The following is a 13,401-nucleotide window of genomic DNA, read 5'->3' as shown; positions in this document are numbered from 1 at the left end:
TCATGCCGCGGCGCGCCCGGCCCGCGCCGGATTTGAGCCACCTTGGCAAGGTCATCGCGTTGACATGTAAAATGGCGCCCGTTCACGTTCTGATAAGCCGCCCGCGGGCCTTCGATTTCCACCGTGCCACCTTCCTCGAACCATTCCTCCGTGCGCCCGGAGGCCAGCGCGCCATTCGGGTTGATCAACCTGCTGAAGGCGGGCGCGGCACAGCTCATGGTCTTGCACCACCTCGCCTTCTACGGGCCGATGGCCGACCAGGTGCGTCCGGAATTGCCGGGGCTCATCGGCTGGTTGGGTAATGAGGCGCGCATCGCGGTACAACTCTTCCTGGTGATCGGCGGGTTTCTTGCGGCGAAGTCGCTCGCGCCCAAGGGCTGGGCCAGCCTGCCCTTCCAGCCGCTGCGCACCATCCTGAGGCGTTACCTGAAGCTCGCGCCGCCGTTCATCGTCGCCATGCTGGTCGCGGTCGCCGCATCGGCACTGGCGGGACGCTGGATGCACCACGGCTCGATTTCCGCGCCGCCGCAGTTGCTCCAGCTCATCTCGCACGCCTTGCTGCTGCACGGCGTGTTCGAGGTGGAATCCTTGTCCGCCGGCGCCTGGTACGTGGCCATCGACTTCCAGCTCTACACCGCCTTCTGCCTGCTGCTGTGCGTATGCGCCGGCGTAGGCTCGCAGCGTTCGCGGGCGCTGGCGGGCTTCGCGCTGGTGACCTTGTGCGCGACCATGTCGCTGCTGCACTTCAACCGCCAGCCCGACCTGGACAACTGGGCGCTCTATTTCTTCGGCAGCTACGGCCTCGGGGTACTGGCATGGTGGGCCGGCGATCCGGAGCGCAGCCCGATGGGCGCAACCTGCCTGCGGCTCGCCATCCTCCTGCCCGCCCTGCTGGCGCTGATGATCGACTTCCGCAGCCGCATCGCGGTGGCCCTGATCACCGCCTTCGTGCTGAGCCTGTATGGCCGGGTGCGCCTGCCGTCGCGCGGCATGGCGAGCACCGTGGTGAACCGGCTGGGCAACCTGTCCTATGCCCAGTTCCTGATCCACTTCCCGGTGTCGCTGCTGATCAATGCCTATTTCACGCGCTTCCTGCCCGCGAGTCCGCTGGTGCAGGGGCTGGGCATGCTGCTGGCCTGGGGCGCAAGCCTCGGCGCGGGCGCGGCGTTCCATCACTGGGTGGAGCAACCCCTCAACCGCTTGTTCTCCGCGCCGCGACCGGCGAGGGCGGCAGCAGGCGTCGGCCGCTACCGCGAAGGCTGACGCTTTCCCTGCTCTCGCGCCTGCCGCCGTCCGCGCCGCCATGCCCGCGGGCCACGCCCAGCACGCCTCCCGCCGTGGAGGCTTGCATGCCCTGCCCCGCGAACCAGAACCTGCCCCGCGCCCTTTCCTCGCTGCTCGCGTGCTTGACGGTCAGCATCGTGCCCTTGGTCAGGTCGTTCAGCTCTCCGCGTTTCAGGGTCGCCCAGAATTCTTCCTCGGCCGCCTGCAGTCCTGCTGATCCGGCCTCGTCGATTTTTCCGCCTTCCTTCAGCGCGCCGATGATGTTGAGCGCGTTGGCCGCCTCCTCGCTCAGCACGCTCCAGAAGGTGGCTTGCAGGTTGCCGTCGGCTTCTACAAAGCGCTTCGCGAACAGCTCGGGCGCCTGGCGGATCTCGCTCGCGGTCATGCCCTGTTCCTGCAGCAGGCTGCCCTGGCGGCGCACCGCTTCCCCGAAGCTTTCCAGCGTGGAGAAGGTCTGGGTCAGCGCGCCGCCGCCTTCCTGGTAATAGCCATGGGCGCGGGCCAGCACGAAGCGCGAGGACCGTTCGTTCAGCCATTCGCGCAGGCCCAGCCTGAACGCCGGCATCCTGGTGAAAAGCTTGACGGGAGACGCCGACAAGCCGACCGTGGCCCGGGTCTGCGTCCTGCCGACGTTCATGAAAGCCGTGGTCCGGAAGCTGCCAACGGTATCGCGCGTTTCCTGGACCATGCCGGCCCGCTCCTGCGAAACCTCGAGCTCGGCGACGACATTCACGCCGGCCCTGGCCATGGCGCTCCGTTGCCGGGACTCGCCTTCCTGCTCGGAAATGGACACCATCGGAAACTCGCCGGCGATGGCCTTCAGCGCGGCATCGACGTCGTCTCCGGCGTCGTCGAGCACCTCGCCCAGTCGCCGGGTGAACCGGGCCAGCACATCCGCCGTGAGGATGCCGTCGGATGCCACGCCCGCCGGCAATGCCTGCCCTTCCAGGGTCAAGCCCGTCCTGGGCAGCCGGAACACGAGATAGCTGCCCGTCTCCTTTTCCCTGGCGACTTCCGCACCCGCGCTAACGCTCGCCGTCTTGAACGCGATGCCCGCCGAGATACCGGCGCCGAGTTTTTTCCGGGTCTTCCTTTCCATGCCGATCTTCAGCTCCACCGCATTGGTCGACACGCTGACTTCAATGAGGGATTTCTTGGTCTTTTCGATGCCGGCCTGGACGGAAGGCGTGACCGCGAGCGCGCCCATCGTGCCGGCATAGACCAGCGGCGTGGTGACCATGCCGGAATCGAGCGTCATGCGGAATCCGCCGGTACGATACCAGCGCAGCGCGGTGCCGACCTTCAGCCCCTGGTAGCCGGCCTCCAGCACATTAGCGACCTGGTCGAGCGGTTGGCGCAGGCGCTGCTGCTGCCGCAGGCTGTTCTGGGCGCGCCGCAGCGGATGCATGCGCCAGGCCTTCCAGCGCGAGAGCGACACATCCGCCAGATGCTCGGGCTGGGTCTGGAAGGCTGTTTCGCCGAAGGCCTGCTGTTCGAGATGATCGAGGTGGGCGCGGTCCAGCGTCAGGCGCTCCAGGCTGGTCGCCGGACCGGGATTGCCGGGCGCATTGAGTGCGGCCCACTGCCGCTCGAAGCGGGCGATGCCATCCACCGCTTCCATGGCGGCGGGAGATATTTCCGCCTGCCCAGCCTTCAGCTTGGCGGCAAGCGCGTTCAGGTCGCGCATGCGCCGCTGGCGCAGGTCGATGTCGCCCGGTCCTGGCTGGCCATGCAGCATCCATCGGGTGTCTTCGGCCAGCCTCGCCAGCCGTTCCAGGTCGCTGATGCGCTTCACGCCCGCTTCGAGGTAGGCGATGAATCGTTCACGGTGGGTCGTTTGCTGCCGTGGGCCGCTGTCGAGGAACCGGGACAGCACGCCGCCCGGCCTTCCGCCCGGCGCCAGCTTCTCCAGCGCCGCCAGCTCCGCCTGGCATCGGGCCAGCTCCGATTTTCGTTTTTCTTCCAGCCGGGCGTTTGCTTCTAGGGTCCTTTGCTGCCCCGACACGCCCAGCAGGCGCATTTTGAAGCGGCCCGGCGTGACAGGCCGCGCATTCATTCTCTCGATGCGCTTTTCCAGGCTGCGCTTCTTGGCCGCGAGCCAGCCTGCCAGCTTGCCCGCATCCATCTGGTTCGCGCTTTCGCCGCGCAGCGAGGGGAATTTCGATAGGGTGCGATTGATCCAGCTCCATTCGAGCGCGGCGTCGCGATTGGCGGCGGCCAGCGCCTCGGCCTGCATGCCTAGCGAAGCCAGCGCCTCGGCGCGCCCGCCTTTCGCGTCCGCCGCCCCGGGCACGGCGTCCGCCATGCGCGCGTCGATCGCAAGCCGCAGCCGCGGCAGGATGCCGGCCGGCTGTCCATCCGCATCCAGGTCTTCGCTGCGCAGCAGGGCGGGCGTCATGGCGACGCCACGGAAATAGGCATCGGCTTCCTGCCAGAACGGCGCATCGTCGGCCGGCACCGCGAGCCCGTGGCGCTCGAGCGTTGCCTTGGCCATGCCGCAGCACTTCCTGACTTCATCGTGGCCGGGCAACGGGGACAAGGTGGTGAGTTCGAACTCGCCGTATCCCTTCTTCCGCCAGTACTGAAGCAGGACGCGCTCGAACAGCACCTGGGCGTTCAGCGCGCCAGTTGCCGCGTCCGACAAGGGCGGCAGGGTTTCGTGCAAGGCATGCGTCTTGTCGAGCAGGCCTTTTTCGAGCTCGACCTGGTTATAGGTGCCCCTTCCCGCGAACCGAGCGCCCTTGAGCAGGGCATGGAAAGGATGCGCCGATGTCGAGCCCAGCCTGGCATCGGCGCGCGACGCGGCGATCATGCGCCGCAGGCCCCGCATGTGCCCCGTGACCGAGCGCAGGGCTTGTCCATTGCCATCGTCCAGGAAGCCATTGTGCGCGAGGCTGATGACGCCTCGCGCATGCGCGTCCAGGCGTTCCAGTCCGGCGGCATCGGCCAGGCTGCCGCCGGCGTTCAGGAAACGGTTGAGCGCACCCAGGGCTTCGCGCCCGAGTTTGACTGCCTTGCCGTCATTCGCCGGCCGTGCCCGCGGATTCCATTCCGTGCGGCTGAGCAGCCGCAGATAGGTGCGGAACATCGGCAGGTTGCTGGCGGCGAACGCGGACTTTACTTCGCCGAGGCCAAAGACGCGCGCCATGAAGTCATAGAAGGGACCAGCATGGTCCATGCGGGCGAGCCTGGTCGCCGTCGCGCGGAAATCCTCGAGCTTCGCATCGCCGGCGAGGCGCGCGAACACCGCGTCGAGCAGGACTTGCCCGCGACCTGGGTAAAGGCTTTGCAGTCCAGCCTGCATCGCTTCGCACCTGCCCTCGCCGATGAGGCGATCGGTCACCTTGCCGATGGTGTCGAGTTCATTTGCCGCCAGGACCGTCATCAGGTTCCCGACGGGCCTGCGTGCGGCATCGGGAGAATCGGACGCCCGGGCAATGGATGCCTCAGCCTCGACTTCCCAGATCGTCGGCAAGGCGTTCCTGAAGGTTTCTATTTCTCGGAAGCCGGACACGCTGGTCGCGTTGTTGCCGAACGTGATGGCATTCCACACCCCGCGCCCGCCCGCCTTATTGAGGATGGGGATGGCAACCGAATGCCTTTCCTGTCCGGCGGCCTGCTTGCCTGCGGCAATCTCGCCCTTCCCGCCGTGGTGGCTGAAGACGCCAGGCCTGAGGTTGCCGCCAGCCTGCACATAGCGGGCCACGGTAGTCTGTTCGTGCGCGTCGCGGGCTTCCTGCCTGGCCTGGCCAGGATCGCGCCTGGGCGAGGTTTCGTGCGTCGCGTACAAGGCCTTCGCATCGGCGAAATCGGTTTGCCTGCCGCTGAACACGCCGCGCAGATAGTCGCCGGCGGCCGCCTGGAGCCGGAGCAACTGTTCGCGGTCCATGCCGCCCGGCTGGGAGGAGGCATTCGTTGCATTCATCTCGAGCAGCGCCGTGGCGATGTTCAGCGCCTTCGCGCCATCGTCGTTGAGCATGCCGCTGATGACGCCGTTCACCTTGCCGTGCGTGGCTTCCACCGTCTGCTCGTGCATGCGCGGGACCATGTCCAGCTCCACGTCGCCGATGGTCCGGCGCAGCCACGGCAGGTGTTTCTCGATGCCGCGCCTGTAGCGCCCCGGATTGGAGTAGGTGATGGTGATGCCGCCCATGCCCGCGCGATACATGCCCTGCTCGCGGGTGACGGACACCGCGCTTCTCTTCTTGTTGGTCCGCCGCCATATCCTGCTGGCGAAGTAGCGCGGCCCGACCAGGCCCTGCAAGGGATTGCCGATGCCCGCGGCGGCTTCCAGGATGGATGCGCGCTGGGCTTCCGTCGACGTGGTCTGCAGGCTGCCGCCGTGGGCATGCTGCTCCCGGTCTTCCGCGATGCGCTCGATGGCCGCGCCGGCCTGGGCGGCGAAGCTCGCGTTTCCCTCGACCTTGAAGGATGACATGCTGCCCTTCGCTGTCTCGAAGCTGATCGACAATGACGGGTTGCGGGCGGCAATCTCCGCCAGCAGATCGGCGAGGTCGGTGTCATTGGAGAGTGTGGCGAACCCTTGCCCGAGGTCGCGCGCCAGGCGGGACAGCGCGAAGCTGGCCGAGAGGTCCGAGGCCGCGCCGTCCGTTCCTTCCGCGCCGGGGTTGCCGCTCTCGCGGCGCGGAAAACGGAAAACCAGGAAGCTGTCCTTGTCGGTGTTGAAGCGTTTCGCGGAAAAGTTCGCATGGAAGCGCAGGCCTTGCGTCGGCACGATCGGCAGCAGGCCGTTGATGCCGATGTTCGTGCGCAGCTGCTTGCTGATGCCCACCCTGATGCCGGCGCCCGCCCGGTCGACGAATGCCTCGACCATGGGCTTGCTGGTCTTCCGGATCTTGAAGTTGAAACTGACGGGAAGATGGTAGTCCTTCAGCGCTTCCAACCTGCTGGTGGCGGATTCCCAAGGCATGGGCAGCTTGATGCCCTTGTTCTGCTCGGCCGACCGGCGGATCTCGTCGCCCTCGGCCAGTCCGCGGTAATTGTTTTCGATGACATCCGCGAGGTGGCCGAGCGGGTCCTGCATCCGCTGCAGGATGCGGAAGCGGGTGCGGGCGAGCTTCATCGGCTGGTGGCGCATGCCGAAGCGCCGGGCGAGGCCCAGCGGCTTGATCCGCGCCTGGTACTCTTCCTCGCGTTCCGGTCCATAGGCTTTCTCGTGCAGGTGCCGCAGGTGGGCGAAGTCCAGGGCCAGCCTTTCCATCCGGTCTTCGCCGGCATGCCCGAGGTAGCCATCCAGCTTACGGTCGGCGGCATCGCAGAACGCCTGGATGCCGTTCAAGGCATCGCGCTCCTGCCTGTCGGAGACACCATCGCCGGCCAGCAGCGCGGCGCATTGCCGGCGAAGCTGATCGATGCGTCCCCTGCGCAGGTCAGGGCCATCCGGCACCTGCCGCCAATGCATGCTCCATTTGACGTGCTCGGCAAGTCGCCATGCCGCTTCGCACCGGGTGACGCGGGCGGGCTCGTCTTCGAGCCACGCTTCAAGGAAACCGGCCGCAGTTTCCTGGCCGCGCGGCGCGAGCAGGCGCTGCACCAGTTGCCATTCCCTGCCTTGCGGAGGCGTCTTGCCGCCACCCGGCGCGAGATGCGCATCCACCGCCGCCAGCAGGTTCTGCAGGACCGCCGCTTCGACCTCGAATTCCCTGCGCTTGCGCTCGTGCCTGGCCTGCCGCTCCCGCGCGAACGCCTCCGCGCTGAGCCATTTCTTTCCCCGCCGAAGCTTGGCTTCCAGCCTGGACATGGCGACAGGGTCCTGGAAGCTTTTCATTCGCGCGAGGTGATGCCGCTGTTTCTCGAGCAGCCAGGCCTTGTAGCCGGACGCATCGAGGCGGCGGCCGTTGGCGGCGCGCAGCCTGGGGTAATTCATGAGTGTGCGCTGCATCCAGGCCCACTCGGCCCGGGCGCGCTGGCTGCCTTCCTTCAGGCGCTCCAGGTGTCCGTCGAGCCGCTGCGCCTGCCCGGCGAAGCTCTTTTCGGGAAGGAGGCTTGCCGCTGGCCGTGCCTTCACCGCCGCGTCGATCTGGGCGCCGGTCCAACCCTGGTCGAGCAGGTCCTGCCTGAGTGCCTGCCTCATGCGCGCCAGCATGCCGGGCGCTTCCGCGGTGCCGCGCAAGGCATCCCGGTTCATGCCGGTGCGGGCGAAATACGCCTCTGCCGCTTGCCAGAAACCGTCCGACGCGTCGTCTTGGGGCCGATGGCATCCGCATGCGGCCAGCAGCCGTTCGAGCGCGTCGAGGCAGGCCTGCCTGTCTTCCGTGTTGGCCGTCGCCGGGTTGGCGGCGGAGGCCGGCTTCCCGCTCCAGGCTTGCAGCAAGGCTCGCTCGAACAGGATGGTCCGGGTAGGCGCGTCAAGATTGTCGAGGCGCGGCCGTTCCGGCAGGCGGTACACCTGCTCATGCACCAGCAAGGCCTTGCCGGCCAATGCCTTTTCGGCGGCGGCGCGCACGGCCGCCCCCTTGCCGGCAGCCTGCACGCCCTGCAGCATGGCATCCATCGGATTCGGACCGCGGCTCGCCCAGGCCTTCAGGTTGACGAGCGCGGCCTTTGCCCTGCCCAGCCCGGTTGCAGGGCGGGTGATCCAGTCCTTGCCCGCCGACCTGGCTTGCGCGACATGCTGGCGCAAGCCGTGCGCGCGCAGGATCACCGACTGCCATGCCTGTTCCGCCGAGGCGCCGGCATATCCTTCCAGCGCCAGCCGGACGGCGCCGTTCGCGGCCAGCAGGTCTTGCACTTCGCCCTCGCGCCGCAGCGACTTGCCCTCCGCGAGGAAATCGTTCAGGTCGGAGAACGCCTCGGCGCCGATGGCCTGGGCGCCTCCGGCCGCGAAGTCCGTTTGCGGATTCCCGGACCGTTCGTGGAGCAGGCGGAAGTAAAGCCGCAGCAGCGGAAGGTGGTGGCTGGCGAAGGCCTGTTCGGCGTCGCCCAACCTGAAGACCCGCGCCATGAAGTCATAGAATGGCGCGGCGGCATCCTTGCGCGCGAGTTCGGTTGCGGTGTCGCGGAAATCCCGCAGCGCGCCCGGTGCGATGGCGTCTGCCTCGGGGTAGGCAGATGCGCAAGCGAAAGCCAGTTCCGACATCACCGATGACAGATCCGCCGGGCAGCCGTTCTTGCCCAAGGCCGTCTCGAAAGCCGCGCACTTTCCTTGCCCGATGATCGCGTCGGTGACCTTGCCGATATCGGCATGGCCTTCGCTTTCGAGCGCCTCCATGAACCCCTGGGTGGAGAGGCCGGCGGCCTTGTGTTCGTGTTCGCGCGCGGTCAATGCGCCGCTGCCACCGGCAACGGCTTGCGGCGCCACGGGCGTGAAGGCAGTGAGTTGCAGCCGGCCGTCGCCGGATTCGCCTGCGACGACAAACTGCTTCAAGCGATTGGTGTGGGTGTGGTCGTGGTACGCCCTTAGGTGGTTCTTCAGCCTGCCGAAGGCGCTATGCAACGACGCCACCGACTGCCTGATGTCTGGCATGCCGGTGCGTGCGCCGGCGTCCGGGCTGGCGTTGATGTTATTGGTGAACTTTGGTACGGCGCTAACCATGTTCTGTCTCCTGAACGACTCCCTGCCGACCTTGTGCGGGAGTTTGGTTCACTCGACAGTATGTGTCCGATCACGGGCTGCGGTTTATCCGCCCGGAAAGTATTAGCGGAACCTAATAAAAAAGCCTGCGGTCCTTTCGGACGGCAGGCTTTTCGGAGCGGAATCCGTGGCCGCGGGTCTGGATCAGTCGACGCGCGCCAGGTTGAGGTTGAGCTGCGAGCGCACGGCATCGTCGCCGCTGCCCGAGCCCTTGGGCTTGTTGCGGGTCGATTCCACGCGGTCGAGATAGTCGCGGGACACGTCGCCGGTCACGTACACGCCATCGAAGCAGGAGGTCTCGAAATTCCTGAGCGCCGGATTCACATCGGAGATCGAACGCTTGAGGGCGTCGAGGTCCTGGTAGACGAGCGCGTCGGCGGTGATCTCGCGGCACACCTCTTCCTCGGTGCGGCCGTGGGCGATCAGCTCGTTGCGGGTCGGCATGTCGATGCCGTACACGTTCGGGAACTGCACCGGCGGCGCGGCCGACGCGAAGATGACGCGCTTGGCGCCCGACTCGCGGGCCATCTGCACGATCTCGCGGCTGGTGGTGCCGCGCACGATGGAATCGTCGACCAGCAGCACGCTCTTGCCCTTGAATTCGCTGCCGATGGCATTGAGCTTCTGGCGCACCGACTTCTTTCGCAGTTCCTGGCCGGGCATGATGAAGGTGCGGCCGATGTAGCGGTTCTTGATGAAGCCTTCGCGGTAGCTGAGGTTGAGCTTGTGCGCGAGCTCCATCGCGGCGGGGCGCGAGGAATCGGGAATCGGCATCACCACGTCGATGTCACCGCGCGGGATTTCGCGGGCGATCTTCTCGGCGAGGTACTCGCCCATCTTGAGGCGGGTGTGGTACACCGAGGCGCCGTCGATGACGGAGTCGGGACGCGCCAGGTAGACGAACTCGAAGGCGCAGGGAAAGAGCACCGGGTTGTCGGCGCATTGCTGGTTGGTGATCTTGCAGTCGTTGTCGATGAAGATCGCCTCGCCGGGCAGCACGTCGCGCAGGAAGCGGAAGCCGAGGCCCTCGAGCGCCACGGATTCGCTGGCGACCATGTATTCGGTGCCCTTGTCGGACTCGGCGAAGCCGATGCACAGCGGCCGGATGCCGTAGGGATCGCGGAAGGCCAGCAGGCCGTGGCCGGCGATCTGCGCCACCACCGCGTAGGAACCGCGCACCCGCTTGTGCAGGGCGGAGACCGCCTTGAACAGGGTCGACGCATCCAGCGAATAGCCGGTGGTGGATTGCTGGATTTCGTGCGCCAGCACGTTGAGCAGGACTTCCGAATCGGAGTCGGTGTTGATGTGGCGGCGGTCGTTCTGGAACATCTCGATCTTGAGCTGTTCCCAGTTGGTCAGGTTGCCGTTGTGGGCGAGGATGATGCCGAAGGGCGCGTTGACGTAGAACGGCTGGGCCTCTTCCTCGCTGCTGGAGCCGGCGGTCGGATAGCGCACCTGGCCGATGCCGGCGTTGCCCGGCAGGGAGCGCATGTTGCGCGTCCGGAAGGCATCGCGCACCAGGCCGTTGGCCTTGTACATCGAGAACGTATTGCCATGGTTGGTGGCGATGCCGGCCGCATCCTGGCCGCGATGCTGCAAGAGCAGCAAGGCGTCATAGATGAGCTGGTTCACCGGACCGTGGGAAACAACACCGACAATGCCACACATGGTGGACTCCTCAATCAATTTGAAAATTGTACTTGCCTGGAAAACGCCTCAGGCAGAAACGGCAGCACGCTGCGCGCCGCCTCTTCGGCATAGGGACTCAGCATGGCCCCGGTCCAGAACGGCTGCTTCGGCAAGGCGGTCATGCCGCACAGCAGCACCGCCCCGACCACGATCAACGCACCTCGCGCCAATCCGAACACGCTGCCCAGCGCCCGGTCGGCAACGCTCAAACCGGTGGCCTTGATCATCGCATCGAACAGCATTCCGACCAGCATCATCAGGATGCGCACACCGATGAACAAGGCCAGGAAGGCAACGATCAGGCGCAAGGTCTCGCCGGGTATCGCCTCCGGCAGCATGCCCGCCAGCACGCTGGCATACATGTTGGCCAGCACCAGGCTGACGATCCAGCTGCCAAGCGCAAGGATTTCCTTGACGAATCCCCGCAGTACGCCGATGACCAGGGAAACGAGCAGGATGAAAAGGACCAGGTAATCGAAAATCGTCACGTTCTGTTATGCGGGCACAATGTCGCCGCGCAAGCCCAGCTTGATGATTTTTTCCCGGATTTTTTCGGCTTCTTCCTTCGATGCAAACGGACCGACGCGGATGCGCGTCCGTTCGCCCGATTCCGTCGACACTTTCTGGGTGTAGGCCTTGACGCCGGCGGACTTCAGCTTGCCGACCAGTTCATCCACCTTTTCCTTGCTGGCAAACGCGCCGACCTGCAGGGCTACCCTTGCCGGTTTCCTGTCGGCATCCTTGGGATCCGGCTTGCCGTCCAGAAGCGCGCGCGCACGCGACCCATCCTCCGACTTCTTCTCTGCGGGTTTGGTTTCAGCGGGCTTTGCATCTGGCTTTGCGTGGGGCTCGGCTTTCTTGTCGGCCGGCTTTGGCGGATCCTGCGGCTTGACGGCAGATGCCTTGCCAGCAGGAAGGGAAGTTGCAGGGTGCGCCTGGTTCGCGGGCGCCTCGATGATCTCTTCCTTGGGATCGAGGGCCGCCGCTGGCTGAGGCGAAGCGAGGGCCGGGGCTGCCGGCGACGATGCGGCGGGGGTGGAAGAGGAATTGGTTGAATTCACAGCTGCGGATGCAGCAGGTGCGGCCTGGGCCGGCGCCTTGCCCTTCGAGGGAATCTGCACGTCCATGTCGTCGGGCACCGGCTTGGGCTCGGTGTCGAGGACCATGGGCAGGATGATCACCGCCGCCAGCACCAGTGCGACCGCGCCGATCAGGCGCCGACGCGCGCGCTTCTTTTCGGGGAGGACCGGATCGACCGGCTGGTTGGCCGCGCCGGCGCGGCGTTTGCCGCCGCGCTTGCGCACCGCGCTGGATTCTTCTTCGGCGCGGGAGTAGAACGCGCCATCGTCAGAAGCGGGCTCTTGCTTGTCTTTGCTGTTGGACGATAACAAGCTCATGCGATCAGTGACACCATCAAGGGATTGCTCGTAACGGGTGAATGGTCAGCCGGCGCTCGTCGCGCGAAGCATCAGGTCCGCCCGCCGGATCGCAGCGCTTCCATCACGCCTGCGACGGTAAGGAAGGATCCGAAAACCGCAATTCTATCATTCTCCCCCGCCCTGCTTCGCGCATCGGCGAAGGCTTGTGCAGGTGTGGCAAAGCTGGCAATGGTGCGTTCGGATCCGGGCAGGCTGCTGGGCACGACACCCGCCTCCGCCAGCTTGGCGACCAGCTCGGAGGCCTTGGCCGCGCGCGGCAGCGGCAGGTCGGTGAGGCACCAGTGGTCGACCTTGTCCTTGAGCTGGCGGACCACGCCGACGATGTCCTTGTCCTGCATCGCGCCGAAGACGGCGAAGGTATAAGGATGGAAACCCATGTTGTCGAGATTCTGCGCCAGCGTGGCGGCCGCATGCGGATTGTGCGCGACGTCGAGGATCACCGTCGGCCTACCGGGCAGCACCTGGAAGCGCCCCGGCAGGTCGACCATCACGAGGCCGTTGCGCACTTCCTGCGCGCCGATCGGCAGGCGGTGGCGCAAAGCTTCTAGCGCGGCCAGCGCCGCCGAAGCATTGAGCAGCTGGTTGGCGCCGCGCAGAGCCGGGTAGCCGAGGGCATTGCGGCGCTGGCTGCGGCCGCCGAAGTTCCACTGCTGCTTGTCGCCGGAGTAGTTGAAGTCGCGGCCGAAGAGCCAGAGGTCGGCGCCAATGGCCTGGGCATGATCGATCAGCGATTGCGGCGGAACCGGGTCGCCGCAGATCGCGGTGCGGCCCGGGCGGAAGATGCCCGCCTTTTCGAAGCCGATCTTCTCGCGGGTGTCGCCGAGGTACTCCGCATGGTCGATGTCGACGCTGGTCACGATGGCGACGTCGGCATCGATGATGTTGACCGCGTCCAGGCGCCCGCCCAGCCCGACCTCCAGCACCACCGCATCGAGGCCGGCTTGCGCGAACAGGCGCAGGATGGCCAGCGTGGTGAATTCGAAATAGGTCAGCGACACACCTTCGCGCGCCGCCTCCACCGCCTCGAATTGCGCGACCAGGTCGGCATCGGACACGATGTCGCCGTTGAGCCGCGCGCGCTCGTTGAAATGGATGAGATGCGGCGAGGTATATACGCCCACCCGGTAGCCGGCCTGCATCAGGATGGACTCGAGCATGGCGCAGGTCGAGCCCTTGCCGTTGGTGCCGCCGACGGTGATCACCGGGCATTCGAAGCGGATGCCGAGGCGGTCCCTGACCTGCGCGACGCGTTCCAGGCCCATGTCGATCGCCTTCGGATGCATGGTTTCAAGCTTGGCAAGCCAGTCGGCGAGGGAAGTCGGAGTCATGATGGTGTACGTGTCGAAAACAAAAAACCCGGACGATGGCGTCCGGGTTCGAGGGTATGTTCTGCCG

Annotated in this window: 6 protein-coding genes; 1 reads left to right on the top strand and 5 read right to left on the bottom strand. The window is 66.2% G+C overall.

The features are described from left to right. Positions 1 to 123: 123 nt before the first annotated feature. Positions 124 to 1,263 carry an acyltransferase family protein gene (locus tag G3574_RS11175; RefSeq protein ID WP_328804779.1) on the top strand — a complete coding sequence of 380 codons (1,140 nt, stop codon included), beginning with the start codon at positions 124 to 126 and terminating at the stop codon, positions 1,261 to 1,263. Here G3574_RS11175 and G3574_RS11170 read toward each other — a convergent pair. The 5 genes from G3574_RS11170 to folC form a co-directional block, all read right to left on the bottom strand. Continuing rightward, positions 1,193 to 8,839 carry a hypothetical protein gene (locus G3574_RS11170; RefSeq protein ID WP_163963049.1) on the bottom strand — a complete coding sequence of 2,549 codons (7,647 nt, stop codon included), beginning with the start codon at positions 8,837 to 8,839 and terminating at the stop codon, positions 1,193 to 1,195. The two genes, G3574_RS11175 and G3574_RS11170, sit on opposite strands and share 71 nt — an antisense overlap. 183 nt (positions 8,840 to 9,022) lie before the next feature. Next, positions 9,023 to 10,546 (bottom strand): amidophosphoribosyltransferase, encoded by a 1,524-nt coding sequence (gene purF / locus G3574_RS11165; RefSeq protein WP_163963047.1) that lies wholly within the window; start codon positions 10,544 to 10,546, stop codon positions 9,023 to 9,025. A gap of 14 nt (positions 10,547 to 10,560) precedes the next feature. After that, positions 10,561 to 11,055: a CvpA family protein gene (locus G3574_RS11160; protein ID WP_163963045.1), complete on the bottom strand. Its 495-nt coding sequence runs from the start codon at positions 11,053 to 11,055 to the stop codon at positions 10,561 to 10,563. Positions 11,056 to 11,061: 6 nt separating this feature from the next. Continuing rightward, positions 11,062 to 11,964 (bottom strand): SPOR domain-containing protein, encoded by a 903-nt coding sequence (locus G3574_RS11155; RefSeq protein WP_163963042.1) that lies wholly within the window; start codon positions 11,962 to 11,964, stop codon positions 11,062 to 11,064. Between the two features lie 71 nt (positions 11,965 to 12,035). Beyond that, a complete protein-coding gene (gene folC, locus G3574_RS11150; protein ID WP_163963039.1) occupies positions 12,036 to 13,334 on the bottom strand; it encodes a bifunctional tetrahydrofolate synthase/dihydrofolate synthase in 1,299 nt (432 codons plus the stop codon). Positions 13,335 to 13,401: the final 67 nt, after the last annotated feature.

It is taken from the genome of Noviherbaspirillum galbum, assembly GCF_010974945.1.
GTDB classification, from domain to species: Bacteria; Pseudomonadota; Gammaproteobacteria; order Burkholderiales; family Burkholderiaceae_D; genus Noviherbaspirillum; species Noviherbaspirillum galbum.
Note: the sequence above shows the minus strand (reverse complement) of the source record. Positions and strands in the feature narration are given on the sequence as shown.